General features: G+C 36.9%; 17 protein-coding genes. 6 read left to right on the top strand and 11 right to left on the bottom strand.

What is annotated here, in order from left to right; genetic code table 11:
* Positions 1 to 87: 87 nt before the first annotated feature.
* The 3 genes from ABDH28_06260 to ABDH28_06250 all read left to right on the top strand — a co-directional run bounded on the left by ABDH28_06260 (position 88) and on the right by ABDH28_06250 (position 3,497).
* Entirely contained in the window at positions 88 to 876 is a 789-nt protein-coding gene (locus ABDH28_06260; protein MEN2998619.1) for a FlgD immunoglobulin-like domain containing protein, read from the top strand.
* A gap of 1 nt (position 877) precedes the next feature.
* The gene (locus ABDH28_06255) at positions 878 to 2,404 is read left to right on the top strand and encodes a BatA domain-containing protein (GenBank protein ID MEN2998618.1); all 1,527 of its coding nucleotides are present in this window, start codon (positions 878 to 880) and stop codon (positions 2,402 to 2,404) included.
* A 217-nt stretch (positions 2,405 to 2,621) separates the two neighbouring features.
* Positions 2,622 to 3,497, top strand: a complete 876-nt coding sequence (locus ABDH28_06250; protein MEN2998617.1) for a DUF2225 domain-containing protein — start codon at positions 2,622 to 2,624, stop codon at positions 3,495 to 3,497.
* On the opposite strand, the gene ABDH28_06245 is transcribed toward ABDH28_06250, so the two are convergent.
* Complete coding sequence (locus ABDH28_06245) at positions 3,484 to 4,245, bottom strand: TatD family hydrolase (GenBank protein MEN2998616.1); 762 nt, start codon at positions 4,243 to 4,245, stop codon at positions 3,484 to 3,486. The genes ABDH28_06250 and ABDH28_06245 overlap by 14 nt on opposite strands.
* A 15-nt stretch (positions 4,246 to 4,260) precedes the next feature.
* Entirely contained in the window at positions 4,261 to 5,460 is a 1,200-nt protein-coding gene (locus tag ABDH28_06240; GenBank protein MEN2998615.1) for an aminotransferase class I/II-fold pyridoxal phosphate-dependent enzyme, read from the bottom strand.
* A gap of 447 nt (positions 5,461 to 5,907) precedes the next feature.
* Here ABDH28_06240 and ABDH28_06235 point away from each other — a divergent pair, with 447 nt between their 5' ends.
* From ABDH28_06235 to mrdA, 3 genes are read left to right on the top strand one after another with little or no spacing between them, the layout of a single operon-like run.
* Positions 5,908 to 6,849, top strand: a complete 942-nt coding sequence (locus ABDH28_06235) for a hypothetical protein (protein ID MEN2998614.1) — start codon at positions 5,908 to 5,910, stop codon at positions 6,847 to 6,849.
* Entirely contained in the window at positions 6,846 to 7,829 is a 984-nt protein-coding gene (purM, locus tag ABDH28_06230; protein MEN2998613.1) for a phosphoribosylformylglycinamidine cyclo-ligase, read from the top strand. Before ABDH28_06235 ends, purM begins: the two co-directional genes overlap by 4 nt.
* The gene (mrdA, locus tag ABDH28_06225; GenBank protein ID MEN2998612.1) at positions 7,826 to 9,652 is read left to right on the top strand and encodes a penicillin-binding protein 2; all 1,827 of its coding nucleotides are present in this window, start codon (positions 7,826 to 7,828) and stop codon (positions 9,650 to 9,652) included. Before purM ends, mrdA begins: the two co-directional genes overlap by 4 nt.
* Positions 9,653 to 9,662: 10 nt before the next feature.
* Here the strand turns inward: mrdA and ABDH28_06220 are convergent, their stop codons facing one another.
* From ABDH28_06220 to rho, 9 genes are all read right to left on the bottom strand, one after another.
* Entirely contained in the window at positions 9,663 to 10,094 is a 432-nt protein-coding gene (locus tag ABDH28_06220; GenBank protein ID MEN2998611.1) for a glycogen-binding domain-containing protein, read from the bottom strand.
* A 23-nt stretch (positions 10,095 to 10,117) separates the two neighbouring features.
* Positions 10,118 to 11,896, bottom strand: coding sequence for a hypothetical protein (locus ABDH28_06215; GenBank protein MEN2998610.1), 1,779 nt, complete (start codon positions 11,894 to 11,896; stop codon positions 10,118 to 10,120).
* Between the two features lie 12 nt (positions 11,897 to 11,908).
* Positions 11,909 to 13,735: a hypothetical protein gene (locus ABDH28_06210; protein MEN2998609.1), complete on the bottom strand. Its 1,827-nt coding sequence runs from the start codon at positions 13,733 to 13,735 to the stop codon at positions 11,909 to 11,911.
* Between the two features lie 17 nt (positions 13,736 to 13,752).
* Complete coding sequence (locus ABDH28_06205) at positions 13,753 to 15,468, bottom strand: hypothetical protein (protein MEN2998608.1); 1,716 nt, start codon at positions 15,466 to 15,468, stop codon at positions 13,753 to 13,755.
* Between the two features lie 16 nt (positions 15,469 to 15,484).
* A complete protein-coding gene (locus ABDH28_06200; protein ID MEN2998607.1) occupies positions 15,485 to 16,387 on the bottom strand; it encodes a hypothetical protein in 903 nt (300 codons plus the stop codon).
* 12 nt (positions 16,388 to 16,399) lie between these two features.
* Complete coding sequence (locus ABDH28_06195; GenBank protein MEN2998606.1) at positions 16,400 to 17,824, bottom strand: hypothetical protein; 1,425 nt, start codon at positions 17,822 to 17,824, stop codon at positions 16,400 to 16,402.
* A 305-nt stretch (positions 17,825 to 18,129) separates the two neighbouring features.
* Positions 18,130 to 18,600 carry an rRNA maturation RNase YbeY gene (gene ybeY / locus ABDH28_06190; GenBank protein MEN2998605.1) on the bottom strand — a complete coding sequence of 157 codons (471 nt, stop codon included), beginning with the start codon at positions 18,598 to 18,600 and terminating at the stop codon, positions 18,130 to 18,132.
* Positions 18,597 to 19,535: a homoserine kinase gene (gene thrB / locus ABDH28_06185; protein MEN2998604.1), complete on the bottom strand. Its 939-nt coding sequence runs from the start codon at positions 19,533 to 19,535 to the stop codon at positions 18,597 to 18,599. The genes ybeY and thrB overlap by 4 nt, the downstream gene beginning before the upstream one ends.
* A gap of 7 nt (positions 19,536 to 19,542) precedes the next feature.
* On the bottom strand, positions 19,543 to 20,207 hold a 665-nt coding region (gene rho, locus ABDH28_06180; protein MEN2998603.1), incomplete at its 5' end, for a transcription termination factor Rho.

Here is a 20,207-nt window from a genome sequence, read left to right as displayed (position 1 = left end):
TGAGCAGGTAAGGTTTAAAGCTCCATCAATCGGAAAAACATCGCTTTTTGTTTTAACTTTTACGAAAATTTTAGTATAATAATTATTATGAAACGCTTTTTTGTACTAGCATCAATATTGGTGGTGTTAGCGGTACAAAGTTCTGGAATTGATATGACAAATAAAAACCTGATTATTGACTTCTCTCCACCTACTACTAACTTGATCTATGACCGGGTGAATGCAATAATTACTTCTCCTCCAAACCAATGCTTACTCCTTAGTAGTACCTATTCTTCTTTCAAGGTAACAAATATTAGGATAGATAAGAAGAAAAACGAATTCTTTCACAACCTTTTTATAAATGTTGACCTTAAGCCATCAACAACAGTGGAGTGCTACATAATGGATGGTAAGAGTAGAGCAAACCTTAAAAGGCTTTACCTAAATTCTTCTCAGAAAAGCTACTTCTTTGATCTCTACAAAGCTCTACCTAAGAACACCGAGGAAATATACTTCATCTTTCAGTCATACTCTTCATACACTGATGCCGGAAAGATAAATCTCATCGTTTTGACTAAAGAGACATTTTACGACACTGTAATTGGCGAAAATGAAGTCAAAGTATACCCAAACCCCGTTTTCACTAGCTCCGGAACAGAACCTAAGATTGTAGTTAATCTTTCTAGCGATTGTTACTTGACTTTGATAATATTTGATAGTGCTGGAAACATAGTTAGAACCTTGGTTAAGGAGAGCTTTTATGAGAAAGGCATACAGAGTTTCACTTGGGACTTGAAAGACGAGAAAGGAAAAGATATCTCTTCCGGGAAGTATATAATCTTCTCAAAAATTGGCGAATCAACTTACACTACATCTCTACTAGTCATAAGATAGTATGATTGAGTTTTTAAATCCTTTCCTCTGGGGACTGGTATTATCTCTTATACCTATACTTATCTACCTATTCAAGTTCATTACAAGAAAAACCTATCTTCTGCCAACTCTAAAGCTGATTGAAGAGAGCAAGAAAGCAAGGGGAATTAGTATAAACCTTGAGCTCCTTAGTGTTGTACTTAGAGCCCTAATGATTGCTCTAATAGTCCTTATCTTCTCACAACCTCTCCTCTCGGATAAGAAGAAAGGTGAAATCTTAGTAATTCTGGACACTACTTATAGTGCAAAAGCAAACTTCAACAAGTATATCAAGTACTTGAAGGAGTATATCACTTCTATTTCAGAGAACACATACATTAGAGTAATTGATCTCTCTGGGAATGAGATAGTAGGCATAAGAAAGGAGGTTGAAGAAAAGATCAGATTCTACGTTCCTAGGGTTAGCAAACTTGAAGATAGAGTGATAAAAAGAATCCAGGATTATAGCAAAAAGGCGGATGTTATTATTCTCACCGATGGGCAGAAAAGTTTTCTTGACGCCTTAGAAAAGGTTGGAGTTAAAGGGAAAGTTATAACTTTTCCTTTCGCACTGCCTTACGGCAGTGTTAAATTCCATATCTGGAAGAAGTTTGGTAGTGCAATTGAGTTTAAATACGAGATCAATACCGAAGAAGAATGCTTTGCTGAAATACTTCTTGAGTTTAACAAAAACTCAAAAGTTCTACTCTCTTCAAAAGTTAATGGTAGAAAAGTAGGAGAGATGAAAGTAAATGCAGTTGGGGAAGGAATGGGGTTTATAAAGAGTATTCTCTCAAATAGCAAAGGAACCAACGAATTCGTTGAACCTGTGTATTTCTTTGACGATAATGTAGAAGTGATTCCAAGTGAAGAAATCGGAAATATAAATTCTGCTCTAAAAAGCCTAGGAATCAAGACTTCTAGGAACTCTAGATACAAAATTGTCATTGGTAAGACAGTAAACTCCGATACCTTAAGAGATTCAATAATAATTCCTTACGACGACAAGAGCAGAGTAATTGTGAGAGGGGAAAGCATATTCACATATGGAGATAACAATGGTAGCTATGAGGTGAAAGAGCATAACTTCTCCACGATCTCTATAATTCCATTTACAAACTTCCGTATACCCGCAGAAATTGAAGTATACGGAGTCAATGGCAACCCCATAGCAATATTTGATAGAAGTAGGAATAACATTATCCTTCTTGGCAAACTTAACTACAGTGATATTGAATTACCCTGGTTCATAAAAGAAACCCTTGAACTATTGTTAGTTGACAGCAAAGTTGAGTTCGTATATCCTTACGATGTTGATTCTGCTAATGTTTCAGAAGGTGATGGAAAACTCAAAATCCTTTTAACACCCAATGAAGAGGTTTCAGAAGTGATTAAAAGTAATAGTAAAGATGAAGATAAAGTTCTAAAAAAAGAAAACTGGATCACATTGCTACTATTTTGTATTTTTGCAATCATCCTGCTAACCGAGAGAATAATATCAGCCTCGTAAGAGATTCAAAATCTTGCTAAAGCTTATCTCTTAGCAAGTATCTAAGAACCTTGGCGTGAAGTTAAGTTTTATAACTGACGAACACCATCCGGAACCGAAGGGAGTAAGTAAACAGAAGTTTAGAATCCTGCTTACTCATCTAGCAGAAATTGAAATTTATTGTAGCCTAGGCAACAAAAGTTGAAAAACTAAACTTGCATTGTTTAGATTGTTGCTTATGCCAGATATAACCTTTTTCTCTAAAGAAACTATAGAATGTCCTATTTGCGAATACAAATTTAGAAGAGAGGAACTGATGACAGGTAGTGGAAGACTGAACGCTGGTAGACTTACTGAAGAGCTTAGGAGGCTATACATTCCTACCCAGAAATGGGGAAAGGTTAATCCACTTTTATATCCGATAACTGTATGTCCAAACTGTTTGTATGCTACATTTAAGGAAGACTTCAGAAACAAGTATTTAACTCCTGATGAGTTGACAAAGCTAGAAAGCTATAGGAAAATTAGAGGGGAATATGCTATAGCCATTGTTAGAAATGTTGACTTTGAGAAACCTAGGGATCTCAAGCATGGTATTCTAAGCTACATCTTAGCTATAAGTTCTTACTCATTTCTTTCAAAGAAACTTGCCCCATCGTTTAAAAAAGCTTTAGCTTCACTCAGAACTGCATGGCTACTTGGTGACCTATTTGAAGAAGAGAAAAAGCACGAATATGCTAGACTTCAGCTTTTGTTTTATAAAAAAGCTCTTGAGTTTTACTCCGCATTCATAGAGAAACAAGCAAAGGGAGATGAAACCATTGATGGGGTGAAGTTTTTCGGTCCTGATACTGATAAAGATTTCGGATTTGATGGGGTGTTCTACATATATGCTGTGCTTAGGTATAAATTACTCTTTCTAGAAGAGGAAATAACTAAAAAACTTGAGATAATTTCCGAAAGCAAAAGATACATTGCTAAATTTGTGGGAATAGGCAAGAAGAGTGTAAATAAACCAGCAGATGTTCTTGAACTTGGCAGAGAGCTGTATGAGAGAATGTCCAAAGACGAAGAAGAGCTGAAAAAACAATTGGAAACACTTAACCAGCAATAAACTCGTTCCAGTTTTGGAGAACCCTATGGGATAACTCTTCTAGGGGTATACCCAGCAAATTTGATGCAAACTCATAAATATACCTAACCATAAACGGATAGTTTTTCTGACCTCTGAACGGAACTGGAGCTAGAAAAGGAGCATCTGTCTCAAAAAGTATGCGATCAAGAGGAACATACTTTATTGACTCGTGTAGATCTAATGCATTTTTAAAAGTCAGATTTCCAGCAAATGATATGTAATAGTTGATGTCTAAAAACTTCTTTGCTATTTCAGGTGTTCCCGAAAAGCAATGCATCACACCTCTCACCGATGGATAATTTTTCAATACCTCCAGAGTGTCACTGTACGCCTCTCTAGAGTGGATTATCACAGGCTTACCATACCTTTTAGCTAACTCCATCTGAAGATCAAAAAGCTCAATCTGCTCTTTCTTAGGTCTATGCATTCTGTAATATTCTAAACCTATCTCTCCTACTGCAAATATATCATTCTCCTTTATTATGTTCTCCAACTCTTCTACCATTTCTTCTGTTGGAGAATATTCCGGATACCAACCACAAGCTATCTTTATACCCTTCTCAAGCAGATACCGAGCAATCTCTACATTTTCTAGGAAAGCTTTAGGAGAAGTATAGATGTTAACTCCACCGGAAAGTCCTTTTTCTATGGAATCAACCACCACCTCTTTCTGTTTGTCAAAATCTTTCTCTATCATGCTAAGGTGAAAATGCGAGTCTATGAACATTTACAGTTCTCCTAATTAATCCTCTCTTGAGAGGAATCTAGTTATTCTAATTACTGCTTCTTTTATCCTTTGTTTGTTTTGGACCATAGCAAACCTTACAAATCCTTCACCATACTCTCCAAATCCGCTTCCAGGAGAACACACAACTCCTGTCTCCTCCAGAAGCACTTTTGTGAACTCAAGCGAGGTAAGAGCAGAATACTTCATAGGAATCCTAGCCCATACATAGAATGTTGACTTCGGCATCTCAATTCTCCAACCTGCTCTATTTAAACCTTCAACAAACGTTGTTATCCTGTCATAGTAAGTTTCCTTCACCTCTTGGATGAAATCATCACAATACCTTAAAGCCTCAATTGCAGCCAGCTGTATAGCCTTAAACACTCCAAAATCAATATAACTCTTAGTCTTCTTAAGAATTTCCACAAGCTTAGCATTTCCTGCTGCAAATCCAACTCTCCATCCTGCCATGTTATAACTCTTGGACAAAGTATTGAATTCTATACAAAAGTCTTTCGCACCTTTAACCTGAAGTATGCTTGACGGTTTCACACTCTCATCATATATTAAGTCTACGTAAGTTATGTCACTTATGACTATAACCTCCTTATCCTTGAAAAAACTCACTAACTCTTCATAAAACTCCCTCGTTACCACCGCAGTAGTAGGATTCTGAGGATAACTCACTATTACTATCTTAGCAAGTTTCAATATACCCGGATCTATTTTCTTAAAGTCTAGGACGAAATTATTTTCCTCAAGAAGCGGAACATAATAAACAATCCCTCCAGAAGCAATTATTCCATTAAAGTGCGCAGGATAAGTCGGAGATGGAACTATAACAATATCCTCACTATTTATCACACCTAATGCAAAATGTGCTATTCCTTCCTTAGAACCTATAAGTTGTAAAGTCTCCCTATCAGGATTAAGCAAAACATTAAATCTTCTCTCATACCAATTCGCAACCTCTTTCCTAAATTCCCTCTCAATCTCACCATCATGCCTTGAGTAGTTATGCACATCATCTCTATCCAAAGCCTCCTTAAGCTTTTCAATAACCCTCTGAGGAGGTTTCATATCAGGACTGCCCAAACTAAAATCAATCGTATCCACTCCTCTCTTTTGAACCTCCAACTTCATATTATCAACAACAGAGAAAATATAAGGAGGTATCCTCTTCAACCTATGTGCCTCTGAAAATTCATACTTCATAAGAAGCCTTCAATAAAACTTGTATATATTATAAGACTGAAAAACCATCTATTTCAATAAGAGTTTCGGAATTTCAATACATTCTAAAATATTTTCTCTCAGACTCACATTTACCTTTGTTGGGTAGACTAAAACTACTCTCTTCGCAGAAATCCTCCTTGATGAGTTTTTGTATCTTTCTCAACATTCCTAAATGGGGAAAACGTTATCCTCTAGGCTTGTCTACTTAAAGGCTTAGTGTGAAATGAAACTCGTGATTGATGAACGCTATCTAGAAAAATAGTAAGCATCTAAGAGGCTGATACAAAGTGAAGTGTGACTGACGGAAAACCAAAGGGTAAGTGAGAAAAGTCTAGAATTCTGCTCACTTGTCTAACGGAAGTTGGAATCTATTGACTGCCTCACTCATCTTTGATAAAAAAGTTCTTCCTTGTTTATAATGTGTATATGCTACTAGAAATAACTAAACCTCAAGGAGAGTATATAGCAGAGTTTAGCTACGATCCTTGGGTAAGCAAGATCATTCTATGCCTAACAAATAATGAAGAATTCAAGTCTTTTGTTCTTGAAAACTATATTTCAGCAAACAAGAACTTTCTTGAGTTAAAAAACGTACTTCATCATAGGATAAACGACAATCTAATCATACTAGATGGCAAAGAAATTAATTTCATAGCAAACGATAATATATTTCTAGGCAAAATAACACTAGTTTCTGAAAGCTTCTCCTCTCTTCGCCTAAAAACAGAAATTAACACATCACTACTACCACAGGATTACACTATGGAGATAAAGAATAACAAAGTTGAAATAACTTACAGAAATCCAGTCTATTCCCTAAAAATCCTCTCCTTTTTACTACTCAGGAAGATAGGAATAATACCGTCAGAGATACACATAGAGTCTCTATACCCTTCTCTCTTTGAAGTCATTCCCCTTGATTCAAAATTTGTAAGGGTTGATATCGTCAAATTTAGCAGATACATTTTACCTCACAAAGTAACCTTTTCTATAAGTGTCTCAACCGATACCACGAACTACTACTCTCTAGTTTACTCAAAAGGCAAATGGAGAATAAGAAGCTCTAACTTTCAAAAAGGTGCTGTAAATCAATTTCACAAGTTCATTCTAAATCTTTACCATAGCATAACAGAGCTCTGGGAAAAGACCTTAGAAAAATGGAAGTGGTTAAATACCATTCAGCAGTTTTTAAAACAAGTCAGAAAGAAAAAACTTGTGAAAATGTTTTTCATATTAGCATCAATTGGCTTCCTAACATACCTTATGTTAAAATCAAAACTAGTATTCATTTTGGTAACTATGTATTTTCTCTATTTACTACTCATAAGGATCTCACTATACATAAATTTTAAGGGGAAAGTGATATGAGCACATACAAAGAAGCGGGCGTTGATATTGAGAAAGCCAACACACTTATAGAAAAGGTAAAAAGAGAAATTTCTAGAACTTATAACCCTAGTGTTATAGCAGGAGTAGGAGGCTTTGGTGCGTTGATTGATATAGATCTAAGAGAATTTAAAAACCCTGTAATATCAATATCAACCGATGGAGTTGGAACAAAACTTTTGCTTGCTAGAGAATACGATAAACTTGACTATATAGGAATTGACTTAGTAGCAATGAATGTAGATGATGTCATATGTACTGGTGCTAAGCCAATAGGATTTGTTGATTACTTTGCCTGTGGAAAACTTGAGGAAAAAGTATACGAGAGGGTAATAAGAAGTATAATAAGAGGCTGTGAAATTGCAAAGGTGCCACTTGTAGGAGGAGAAACAGCAGAAATGCCTGGAATGTATGGAAATGGCGAATTTGATCTAAACGGCACAGCAATAGGAGTAGCAGAAAAAAGCAATATTTTGCCAAAGAATGTAAAAGAAGGAGATACAATTATAGCTTTAAGCTCAAGCGGATTCCACAGTAATGGCTATTCACTCATAAGGAAAGTGCTGAAAGATAAGAAGATAAACCCAGAAAAAGAATATGGTTTCAGCAAACCTCTGATAGACCTTCTTTTAGAACCAACGAGAATCTACTCTCCAACCCTATATCCATTAGTGAGAAACAACCTAGTAAAAGCCTTGTCACACATAACCGGTGGAGGAATAATGGATAATACTCTGAGAGTAACACAGGGAAGAGGTATAAAAATATATGAGGACAAAATCATCACACCAGAAATTATGAAGTTTATAGTCAGAGAGGGAAACATACCTAAAGATGAAGCATTCAGAGTGTTCAATATGGGAGTAGGAATGACAATAATAACTGATAAAGAAGACGAAGTGATTGAAGTTTTGTCAAAGTCTGTAGATTACGAGATTTATATTGTCGGTAGAGTCATATGATAGATTTTAGAGTAACTGAAAACAACATAGGTATCTCTAGGTTAAGACTTTTAGCATTCTCTGGGATTATAGCACTAGTGTTAGGAATAGTGATTATAAGAGTAGTAGATATGCAAATCTTAAGCAGAGATAGATTTATAAAGTTAGCGTTTATAAACATGGCTCAGCAGATACCAATATCTGCGCAGAGAGGAACCATTTATGACAGAAACCTCACCCCACTAGTCTCTAGTGATGATACAATAGGAGTTTTTGTAATACAGAAGTATCTACCTAAGGACGAGTCAGAAAAAATCGCTGTCTTATCAAAGCTTTCAGGAGTAATAGAAAAGGATCTAAAGTTCATCTTAGCAAACATTGAAAGAAGGAAGTGGGACATTTTTGGCCCAATATTCATATCAGAAATAACAAAAGATCAAGCAATAAAAATTCTTGAAAGACAGGAAGAATTCCCCGGAGTAGTAATTGACACCATATATCTTAGAAACTACAGATACCCCTATGAAACCGCTCACCTATTAGGATACCTAGGACCCATAGATCAGCAAGAAATAAAAACACTTTCCGAGACTGACAAGGAAATATACCACTCCGGAAGCTATATAGGAAAGGATGGAGTAGAGAAAGTCTATGATAAAATATTAAGAGGCAAAGATGGGAAATTGCTCAGATACATAGATGCTAAAAACAACATAGTAGGCTCGGAAGTAGCAGAACTACCAGTAGAAGGTAATTCCTTGATGTTATCAATAGACATAGATATCCAAAAGCTAGGATACGAGCTTTTAAATGAATACCGAGGCAGTTTGGTAATGCTAAAACCTACAACAGGTGAGATAATAGCAATTGTGTCCTCTCCTTCATTTGATCCTAACAAACTATCTCTAGGAGATTTCTCGTATTTTCTATCACTGTCAACAGACGAAAAAAACACTCCTCTTTTCAATAGAGCAATTCAAGGAACATACCAACCAGGTTCTGTATTTAAACTTATAACAACCACTGCTGGAATCATAAGCAAGAAATGGAATCCAAACAGAGGTGAAAACTGTCTAGGAGCACTAAGAATAGGCAAAAGAGTTTTCCAGGACTGGGCATCTCACAGCTATGTAAAAGATATAGTCAAAGCAATAGAAGTATCATGTGATGTTTACTTTTACAAACTAGGGTTAGCACTAGATCCAGAGGACTTAATAAACACTTCAAAAATTTTCGGAGTAGGAGAATTAACCTTCGTTGATCTACCAAATGAGAAGAAAGGCTTCAGAACCTCGGTATCCTTTCACAGAAAAAGATACAACAGAGATATAATGGGAGGAGATATGGCCAATCTCTCAATAGGCCAAGGTGATTGGTTACTCACTCCTCTTCAGTTTGCAGTAATAACATCATTAATATTCAATGAAGGAGTAACTTATAGACCACACATAGTAAAAAAGATACTCTCACCAGATGGTAAAGAAACAATAAAAGAAATCAAACCAGAAATTCTTCGCGAAACAAAAGAGATACCAAAAGAAGCGTTTGATATCATAAAGAAAGGAATGATAAAGGTTTTTGAAGAAGGAACTGCACGAGGACTAAAGTATATAACGAAATACCCCATAGCAGGTAAAACTGGCACTGCAGAAAACCCTCACGGTAAACCACATTCCATATTTGTATGCTACGGCCCTACTGATACAGCAAATCCCGAGGATACAGTAGTAGTAGCAGTTGTAGTTGAAAACGTTGGAGCAGGATCTGCTTATGCAGCACCTATTGCAGCAAAACTCATTGATGCATATTTTGATAAATATGGTTACTCAAAAGCCCAAAAATAAAGTAATCTTATTACTCACTGAGAATCGCAACAGAGTTATACCCTCCAAACCCATCATTCTCCTTCAATGGATTGGCCTGATCCTCCGACCAAACGATACCACCATCTATGATGTACTTATATTGCCATCTACCAGGCTTTATTTTCCACTCAACAACCCAATACCCAGTCTTTGGATCTTTTTGCATTGGAATTGAAACATTGTCAGTTCCTGGTGTATCTCTTCCCGGCTGTGTCCAATTATTAAATTGCCCAGCTAGATGCACAGTAGTAGCAGCGGGCCTATCAAATGTAAACCTAACTATAAGCTTACCAGTCTCAGGATCCTTACCAATAACCTCATAGGGTATATACCTATCCTTAAGAGCATCCCAAAGTAAACATGAACTTAACCCAACCGCAAAAACGATCAGTAACGAAACTACCAACCAAACTCTCGCCATAATTTCCACCCCCTAGAAATTTATTAAAAACTTATCTTCAAATCAACATAAACTCTCGGAAGATTCTGCAAAACATACCATCCATAGATTCCTTCATACAGACCATCCAGATTCTTATAGAAACCCATCGGCAAAGAGTCAGCTATTAAACCATAGTCTATGTCAAAAACATTTCCAAAAACAGGATAACCATAACCTATTCTGAAACTAACTATCTCAGAAGGACTGAAAAGAAGATTAGGTGAAAAAGTGTAATAGAGCAGATTACTATCATATTTAGCCATTGTAAACCTTGAGCTTCTTAGGTTGTCATTCCAGGTAAAAACCCCACCATCAATGTTTAGTCTAAGTCCCTCAACTAAGAACGAAGAAAAATCAAATCCTATTCTACCTCTAACACCAATCTTAGTAACATTTGCAAATTTATTAGTATCAGCAGCTAGCATAAGGTCAATAGACTCATAAGAACAAACAAGATTCAAATCAACAACCTCAAAGGCATTTAGAGCAACTCCTACCTTCCCAACTCTTCCACCGAAAAGGAAAACGTTGAAAATAGCAGGTGCCTCAGGTAACCCAAAAAACCTATTCAATTTGTTCTCATTAAACAGACAAGCTTCTAAAACGAACTTTGAAACTCCCACTATGGTCTCATATTCACCAAACGCTCTAAGTGAGAGATCAACTCTTTCAGCAGACTCAGGCTTAACATTCTGGTTTGTGTTAGTTACGAGGTAGTAGGAAGCATAACTAAAATTCAGTTGAACGAGCATACCAGGAATAACATCGGAAAAACCTCCTCCACTAATCCTATATCCACCACCCTTCAAAACCTCATTGTAAGCATTTTCAAATAACTCACCCTGGGAGTTCATAACAAACTGAAGGTAAGGGTCAACAATTTCTGTATCTCCCATCAAATAGGCTCCGTAATTATACAATGCTGCAAAAGGTCTCATCTCTGGAATAGTAGAGATGTGAGAATTCAAAAACTCAACAGAAGCTAAAGCAGCAGAAAACCTACAAAAGTTTGCAAGGAGTCCTAAAGAAAGAGAACCAATATCCTCCAATTCAAGCAGATCAATCTTTACGTTACCAAACCCATTCAAACTCAACCTTCCCTCACTACCATCTATGAAATAAGACCCCATAAAAACTTGCCACAAATACCCTTTACCCCTTTGCTCTGCATAGAATCCACCCAAATCTCTACCAACCAGCGAAAGATTAGTAGTATCCTCACCCATACCAGGCATATTAACTATCGTTCCATCCATAAACTCAACAGGCCTTAAAATATAAGGTATCCCTCCAGCTCTGGCAGTAGAAGAAGAATCAAAGTAAAATCCGTTTGCATCAACCTTACCCCGCATTACATTACTCACGCCCATAACACTTGAGGAAATAACCCAAGAATTAAACCACCCTACACTGTTTTCAGGATCATCAAACCTTACAACCCTATACCTATAGAAGGGCACAATCTTAACTTTAGAAGCTTTATGAAAATAACTTATCATCAAGCTATCAAAAATAAAATGCTTAAACTTAACAGTAGGCTGAACAATCAAATTTGCAATTCCATACACATCAGAAGTAAGCTCAAGTTTTGTTTCAAAGTTAACTATAAATTCAACATTATCCATCGCAAAATACGGTTCCGTAGGTCTGTTGTTATAAACAAAGTTTGACTCCATATATTTAAAGTCACCAATACCTATCAAGTCACCCTTAAACTTAACAGCCCCAAAAGCAACACAGTAAGCCAACAAAAATACCAAAACAACTAGAACCTTTCTCATAGTCTCCCTCCTTTAATACCTAATGTATAAATCAAACCTAATCACAGGCTCAACAGACAGCTTATATTCTCCAGTATTTATATACCTACCATCAGAATACAAAGTAGACCCCATATTATCAGAAACAACAAGTCCCCTGCTCCAATCTCTTCCACCATTATACATAATCAACACTGACTCAAGCCCTCTACCTAGGTCCAAGTCATTAACATCCATCGCACCATACCAACCATAAGACAAAACTATGTAAGAATCAACTTTTGGAATCCTATACCACAAACCTACATAAGGAGTAATAGTCGTATTTTCCCCAACATTACCAACATTCACATTTCCTACCTGAACTACTCCTCTTCCCCCTACTTTAATCCACAAATCATCACCAACTTCCTTCCTAATCTTTTTGTCTAGAAGTGAAACAAGATTATATCCAACATATAGTCTAAGATCACTGTATAACAAATTAGTAGCCAATGCAACGGAAGAATTGTAAACAACAGTATTATTGGCATACCCTAAGATATCCACTAAAATACTTTCAGCTTTGTATCCAACATTTCCAACACCGACTATTGAGGTAGCAATATGTCTTGGTTCTAAAACTTCCATATTTCTCACCCCCACCTTAGCTAAAGTTTTAACCTCATCTTCTGGAGAAAACAACGAAATATAATAGTAGGACATTGTTTTTAAATCTCCTCCTAGTATTGAAAGATTAGACTTGTTCTCAGTCAACAATCCTACCCCACTTATCTCAACCTTCAGTCCCTCTACTCCCTTAAAAACCAGCCCTCCAACAGCGTAAATATCCCTACCTTCCACTTTGTTTGTGCCAATATAGGTAGTTTTCATAAATAAACCACCCTCAACATTTACATATAAAAACTCAGTCATATCAAATGCGAGATACCCTCCTAACAACGAGTAAGAAGAATATTCTCCAATAAGCATAGCTGGTAAAGAAACAATACAAGTATTACTCAGGCCTGTGTTAGCACCAGAAGCAACTGTCAAAAATAAAGAATACCTATAGTCAGATTCCTTCACATACGGAGCAAGAGTGTTAGTAGTCATCTGTTTATAAGCTGCACCTATGTATAAATCTCCGATTCCAAGATTTCCCGCTACCCCTAACCTAGCCCCACTGTAGTTGCCTGTCATAAGATTAGAGAGAGACGAAGCATTTTCTAGATTACCAATACTATCGTAAATATTCTTGGAGAAGTATCCTTCCACATCAAACACCCCATCAAAGTAACTAGCATATATTCCGTAATAATCCCTACCACCAAGCACAAGATTAGTAACATCTTCATCAGCAGTAGAAAATGCTTCAACTGAACCATCCAAAAACTCTACCGGATACAGAAAGTAAGGAACAAACCAATGTGCTCTACCAAAGGTAGAGGAAAACATCTGAAGAGATGGAAGAAAGTTAAAGAAAACCTCGGAAGGTAAGTTTCTCATCTTAATACTTCTACTTTTAAAAAAGCCTTTAACCGTAAAAACATCGTCCGAATATCCAACTTCAGCACTATTGATATCCAGAAGAGTAGAACCATCAAGGAAAGAATTTCCATAAAAGTCAACTGATCCAAATAAACCCTCTTCCTTCACCCCAAGTCCAAATATAAATGACAGCCTACTATCCCTAAGATATATCCTATTGTCCCCATACTGTTGCCCATACTTATATGGGCCATAGTGCTCTCTAAGATACTTATCATCAACATTCTGGAACAAAGAAGTAGAAAAATAAGCTTCAACAAAAGGTTTCACTCCCGCAAAAGATATATTTACGCACAACACCAAAAAAATCAAAACTAAACCTTTCCTCATAATACACCTCCTTAAATTTAGAAATACATCTCTGCTTCTATTCTAACCCTATTGTCAATTTCAGCACCTTTAACAAAGTCAGGATCTCCCACTAAACCTTTGTCCATGTCACCTCCGTTACCATATGATATGAAGATCTTAGCATTATTTGCAGGATAGATCTGGAGCTGCCCAAAGAAAGATGTCCACGCCAAATTACCACTTCTTGAGACTCTTTCTTGATATCCTCTCATAACTCCCAACCTTGAATAAAACTTAATCCATGAGAGAAGATTAACCGTAGCTTCAACACCAAAGCCTATGAAAAACTTCTCAAGATCCTGCAGATTAAACATCTTTACCATAGGCCTAAGTTTAGCAAATTCATCTTCAAAATCCAACGAAAAAACCAGATGCCTAAACCAGTTTGTTGAATTTACCTGATCCAAATAATCCCTACCAAAATACTGCTGAAACTCACCTATGAATTTAACTCCTCCTTTGAACGAAGCATATAACTCTGATACCCATTCTAAGTAATGCGAAGTATTTTTTGACTCCATTTTCTCCTGGAACAAGAACTGCCAAATATTGTAATCATTGTGTTCTTTCCCATCACTACCAACCCACACTGGCCAGTCATAACTATGACAATATTTAAGGTAGGACTTGATGTTAACAAATTTCACAGGAAATGCGTAGGAAATCTGGATGAATTGTTCAAAGTAATCATACTGTCTTCCACTACCCGGGTCCGCATTTCCTCCTAAATACTGCCTATAATTTGGTTGAAGCCCAACAACAACGTAAGTAAGCTCTATACCACCGATAGTTGCTGGTGCATCGTATCCAATCTTACTGACAAACTTATAAACCATTGCATTATCATCCCCAAGCAAAAACCTATGCAACATCCAATCACTCTCAGTCCAACCCACAGGAACAGGAAGAGAAATATTCTCTGGAGCAAAGGACCTCCCTACCTCACCAGAGAGATTAAAAGACAACCCCCTAACAAACGGAATACTACCAGAATAAGAGAGATCTAATCCCAAAACATTGTATTGTCCTTTCTTCCAAGATTCTTCCACATACAAGGACCAGTTATCACTCAATCTCGGTAACTGATAGAGTAAAAACCCTCCGGTAGTGCCAATACCAAAATTATTACCCAAAGGATCTTTTATATCATACCTAGCTATTCTATACATCAAAAGAGTTTCATTTTTGTTTTCTTGAAAAGACTTCTCAAGAACTTCATTTGCATAATCAATAAAAGTAGTTTTAAATTCAAAACCACTTCCTAAAAAGTTAGGTAGCCTTATATGTATCCCAGCATTATAACCCGTTCCCACCCCCGCAGAAAACTGTAAAAGTGGTTGATACATATTAACTCTCCATCCTTCATTATAGAAAAACACCGCTTCTCCCCACTTCTGCCAAAACTGCACATGAGAAGCAAAATCATAACTACCTAAATATGAAGATAGATAACCTCCACTAGAATAAGTTGAATTAAAACTAGACTTGAAAATAGTCCAAAAGTTTATACCACTTGCAGCTGCTCCCTGTAAGTTTAACTCAAAGTTTCCATAAGGAGAATTAGCATCTATAGACCACAACCTTACATCGTTTGTAACAACAGAAGAGTTTATTTCCATACCGATCCTAGCATACGTTCCAAACTCAACACCAGCAAAAACAAAAGAAATACAACCCACAATACCCAAAACAACTAAAATTACCCTTTTCATACACAACACCTCCTAGCTAGAAAAGTTTAACAGAACTAACCAAATCTATCTGATAATACCAACCAAGATTATCTCTGTTTTGAACACCAAAGTTTATCTCAAAGTTAGGAGCTTTAATCCCCAAACCCATAGTAAGCTTACCTTCATTTAAACCTATCCTTGTAAATATAGTATCAGCGTAGGACAGTTCTGTTCCCACTGAAAGCGAAGATGGAGAAGCAGAATTTAGACCCATACCATACGCACCAAATATCTTCATATAAGGTCTTACAAGATAAACAGATACTCCAAACTTAACAGCAGAATAAACTTCAGTTACATTCGTAGAATCAGAAAAGAAACTAAAACTATTAGGCACCAAGTTATATCCTACAACACCTACTTTTAAAAATTCTTTCATCAAAGAGACTCCTACTCCAGCATCAGCACTAAAGCCCATCTTGCTTCCATTCACGCTAGTATCAAGCTCATACCCCGCAAGGGATATCATCAACCCCTTTGCAGACAAACCAACTCTAAGATCATCTACAAAACTAATAACATCAGATAAACTAAAACTCCTACCAACTCCCACTCCCACAACAAGATACCTTAACCCACTAGTGCTATTCAAATCAGCTCCGTAATACGACACATTAACCCCTAACTGCAAAATATCAACCAAGTTCCCAGCTAGATTAGCATTAATAAGATTCATTCCAGGCGTTCCAAAAGGTTCGGAGTAAGAAACGGAAACAGAAATACCATCTATATAAGAAAGACCGGCAGGATTATAAACCATAGCATAAGGATCTTGAACCTCAACTATATTAGCACCACCTAATCCCACATACTTCCCACCAACAAACACAGGCTCAAACAAAGCATTTGCACTAAAAACAGTCCCTAATACAAACAAAACAGACAAAACTTTTTTCATAAACCCACCTCCTTAGTGAATAACCGTAATTAACCTAGTACCTACCATATCAAGGGCCGATATATTCTTACCAGCTACCACCAAAATATAGTTGCCAATAGGAACAAAATTTCCTTTATCATCCCTACCATCCCAAACAAAGGTATAAGGAAACTCATACACACCAGGCTTAGCATTAGGTCTAACCTGACCAGACATATCCTTAGCCAAATTTATGTTATCAGCAAGAGTTCTAACTAAGTTACCCCTTTCATCATATATCTTTATATACCCCTGCGCAAAAAAGTCAGTTGCCTCACGGATATCTATTCTTATCTTTACTCTATCTCCCCTAGAAGGAGCAAAAACCTTCGGAGTGGCATCCTCTTTAGTTTCAGCACCTCCTCTCACAACTTTGGCATAGAACCTTGGAGATTTTTCTGCCTGTATTTTAAGCCCAGGATAAAAGTTTACATAAGCCTCATTTCTAACATTTATACCTAACCTAGGTTTCGCATCCTCATCAGTTACTCTTATCATAACAAAATTATCTTCAACAGACTTAAACGAAGGATTAACCGGCGTTGAGTTATCGGGCATATATTCATAATTATAGTTCCCACTATCAGGGCCAGTTGTAGCAACTGCTATCTTCAACCACATATTTGTAGGATTAACATTTGTGAAAAAGAAGTTCCAACTTATTCTACCCACAACAACCCTCTTAAACATATCGGGCTCAAACTCGCCATTAAAAAAGAAATTAAACACATCAGTATCCATATTAGCACTATATGTCCCATCACTGTAACTACTAATAGCAGCATCCTCATCATTACCAACTATAGAAAAGAGCTGAACTCCTCCTTTACTCTTATCAGGCAAGATGTCAAATTCTACCTTATCATTAGGATTCCAGAACCCTATATACATATCTGGATCAAAACCTGAAAAGAAAACACCTCTATTCCAGTGAACCCCACTTTCAACAAAGCTGGTTCTTCCCTTACCAGCTTCTCTGTCAAAATAGATCATTAGATTATTATGCCTACCAGCTGTCTGTCCCCTAACGGCAAAATATATGTAATTTGCATCCCAAGTAAGCCATAGCTCAGAAAGCTCAGCCTTTGTTAAAGGATCTGTCTCTCTGCCAGGATACGCAGAGTCATTTGTAGGTTCACATTTGTTTTGATATGGAGTGCCAAAATAGGTAAGCATTCTACCACCAGCATTTGTTAAATCGTTATGATCAACAATAGCTCCATACGGTTTATTAAGAGTATTGGTTGGCGAGATAAGAAGCTCATCAGCTTCCCAACCCATTGTAAACGGATCCCAACTACCCAATACCCTGATAACTATATTCTTGTTAGAAGAAGTAACTCCATAGGACCAAAAAGCAATCACAAAAATCAAAAACACACTTACCAAAAACCTCCTTACACCACTTACTTCCATATCATACCTCCCTTTCTAAGGGTAATCCAATTATAAAAAAACAAAATACTGTTTTCAATAGTTTTGGGACTGAAGTTTGGTCAAGAGTTTGGTATTTTTTTGTGGAAGAGTATTCCGATTGCCTTTATTCTACGAGGCAAGAGGAGGTTTTCGTTTAATTTCTACCAAACTCTACTACAAACTTCAGTTTTGGGATGAAAGACTGAAGTTTGATAAACCCACATCAGTAGGCAAAATCAAAAAAGACTTACAAAAATGCAGGCATTGAACCTAAAAATCTCTATCAAAGTTACCAAAATACTCCTTTATCTTTTTTGCTCTTTTTCTCTCCAAGATCCAAGAAACTTCCCTAATACTCTGTCCACTATCGTTTCCTGTAATTTCATCATCCTCCTTTCGTCACTTTCTGATTTCTCATGATCATATCCCAAAAGGTGTAAAATCCCATGAACTAAAAGTCTTACAAATTCCTCAAGAGGTGAGATACCTTCCTCTACACTTTGCTCGTATACCTTATCAACGGAGATTACAACATCCCCCAGATACATATACCTACCCATCTTTTCACCATCAGGAAAGGAAAGTACATCTGTCGGATAGTCTTTGCCTCTGAACATCCTATTGTATTCTCTCATCCTATCGTTTCCGCATAATACCACACTTACCTCCACCTTATCCTCACCCATCTCACTCAAGATAAAGCTAGAGACATCTTCAACGAAAGATTTCTTAACGAACCTCTTCTGGCAATAGTTTACGAAGTTTATTTTCCTCATATTATCCTCGCACCCGAGTTATCCACAGAAAGAATCTGCAAATCGTAAGGTATATCAGTTCTCTGAGATATTATGCTCCTTAATTTCTCAATCTCGTCAAACGATGGTTGGTCGCTAAAAACACAGCATATTGTAGGCCCACTTCCCGAGACAAAACTTCCAACAAAGTTTTCAGAGATATCACCTCTACCAAGTTCCAAAAGTTTCTCAAAACCCTTGTATAACTTTGCCCTATAAGGTTGATGTATTCTATCCCTAAGTCCTAAGGATACCAAATTTATGTCGTTTTTCGTTACTCCCAGAACCAGACTAAGTGATGATCTTATGTTGAAAATAACATCTTCCCTAGAATATGTCTTTGGCAGGACCTCTCTAGCCTCGCTTGTTGGAATCTCAAATTCCGGTATCACAAAAACTAGATGAAAGTTAGAGGGAACCTTTAATTTCTGGTAGGAGTTTTTACCATCTATGTTGGATATTGTAAATCCTCCAACAGTTGACGGAGTAATATTATCAGGATGACCCTCTACCTCAGTTCCTAAGGGAATTATAACCTTTTCCTTGAAAACTTCAAAATCCTCAAGATTACTAGGTAACAACCCTTTATACTTAAGGTATATATAACCAAGAGAGAGACCACCAATTATCGCAACTGAGCTACTTCCTAAACCCCTCTTTATGGGAATATGGTTTTTTATCCAGATTCCAAGATTTGGAATACTTTGCTTAAACTCCTTCAATACCCTTGAGAGTGAAGTAAACACAAGGTTAGTCGCCAACTCTGTATCTATACCATCTTTGCCTATGTAAGTAACTCTTTTCTCCTCTTGAAAGGAAAAATAAGAGTATATCCCCACAGCTATGCCAAATATATCAAAACCACTCCCAACATTTGCGCTACTACCCGGAACCATTACCTTACTGTAAATATCCATAAATACTCTAAAACTGCTGTAGGTTGTTCAGAAATTCACTATTACTCTTAGTCTTCATCAATACCTCAGAAAGTTTCTGAATTACCTCTTCATTGGAATAGTCATTTAAAGCTCTTCTCAGTAGCCACATTTTGTGTAATACATCCTCCTTAAGCAATAGTTCCTCCCTTCTTGTTCCCGAAAGCTTTAAATCTATAGCAGGGAATATTCTTTTGTTTGCAAGATTTCTATCAAGATGAATCTCCATATTGCCAGTTCCCTTGAATTCCTCATATATAACCTCATCCATTTTGCTACCAGTGTCTATGAGTGCACTCGCAATAATGGTTAGGCTTCCTCCTTCTTCAACCTTTCTTGCAGATCCGAAAAAGTGCTTAGGCTTATAAAATGCTCCAACCTCAATACCTCCAGACATCACCCTACCGGTAGGCGGAGTAATTATATTGTAAGCCCTTGTCAACCGTGTTAGACTATCAAGAAGTATGACAACATCGTTTTTCTCCTCAACCAATCTTTTTGCCCTCTCAAGAACCATCTCTGCAACAACACCATGCCTTGAAGGCTCTTCATCAAAAGTAGAGCTTATGACACGAACACCCTTTAAAGATCTCTTCCAATCTGTAACTTCCTCAGGCCTTTCATCTATAAGTAAAACAAATATTATCACCTCAG

Source organism: Brevinematia bacterium, assembly GCA_039630355.1.
In the GTDB taxonomy this organism is placed as follows: Bacteria; Spirochaetota; Brevinematia; order DTOW01; family DTOW01; genus SKYB106.
The sequence above is the reverse complement of the archived record's forward strand: the minus strand, read 5'-3'. Positions and strand labels throughout refer to the sequence as shown.

Bases quoted from the DNA above. Each gene is read 5' to 3' on its own strand.
- ABDH28_06195 (MEN2998606.1), bottom strand. From the start codon at position 17,824: ATGGAAGTAAGTGGTGTAAGGAGGTTTTTGGTAAGTGTGTTTTTGATT.
- ABDH28_06220 (MEN2998611.1), bottom strand. From the start codon at position 10,094: ATGGCGAGAGTTTGGTTGGTAGTTTCGTTACTGATCGTTTTTGCGGTT.
- ABDH28_06205 (MEN2998608.1), bottom strand. From the start codon at position 15,468: ATGAAAAGGGTAATTTTAGTTGTTTTGGGTATTGTGGGTTGTATTTCT.
- ABDH28_06235 (MEN2998614.1), top strand. From the start codon at position 5,908: ATGCTACTAGAAATAACTAAACCTCAAGGAGAGTATATAGCAGAGTTT.
- ABDH28_06200 (MEN2998607.1), bottom strand. From the start codon at position 16,387: ATGAAAAAAGTTTTGTCTGTTTTGTTTGTATTAGGGACTGTTTTTAGT.
- ABDH28_06255 (MEN2998618.1), top strand. From the start codon at position 878: ATGATTGAGTTTTTAAATCCTTTCCTCTGGGGACTGGTATTATCTCTT.
- ybeY (MEN2998605.1), bottom strand. From the start codon at position 18,600: ATGAGGAAAATAAACTTCGTAAACTATTGCCAGAAGAGGTTCGTTAAG.
- thrB (MEN2998604.1), bottom strand. From the start codon at position 19,535: ATGGATATTTACAGTAAGGTAATGGTTCCGGGTAGTAGCGCAAATGTT.
- ABDH28_06250 (MEN2998617.1), top strand. From the start codon at position 2,622: ATGCCAGATATAACCTTTTTCTCTAAAGAAACTATAGAATGTCCTATT.
- ABDH28_06210 (MEN2998609.1), bottom strand. From the start codon at position 13,735: ATGAGGAAAGGTTTAGTTTTGATTTTTTTGGTGTTGTGCGTAAATATA.
- ABDH28_06245 (MEN2998616.1), bottom strand. From the start codon at position 4,245: ATGTTCATAGACTCGCATTTTCACCTTAGCATGATAGAGAAAGATTTT.
- mrdA (MEN2998612.1), top strand. From the start codon at position 7,826: ATGATAGATTTTAGAGTAACTGAAAACAACATAGGTATCTCTAGGTTA.
- ABDH28_06240 (MEN2998615.1), bottom strand. From the start codon at position 5,460: ATGAAGTATGAATTTTCAGAGGCACATAGGTTGAAGAGGATACCTCCT.
- ABDH28_06260 (MEN2998619.1), top strand. From the start codon at position 88: ATGAAACGCTTTTTTGTACTAGCATCAATATTGGTGGTGTTAGCGGTA.
- purM (MEN2998613.1), top strand. From the start codon at position 6,846: ATGAGCACATACAAAGAAGCGGGCGTTGATATTGAGAAAGCCAACACA.
- ABDH28_06215 (MEN2998610.1), bottom strand. From the start codon at position 11,896: ATGAGAAAGGTTCTAGTTGTTTTGGTATTTTTGTTGGCTTACTGTGTT.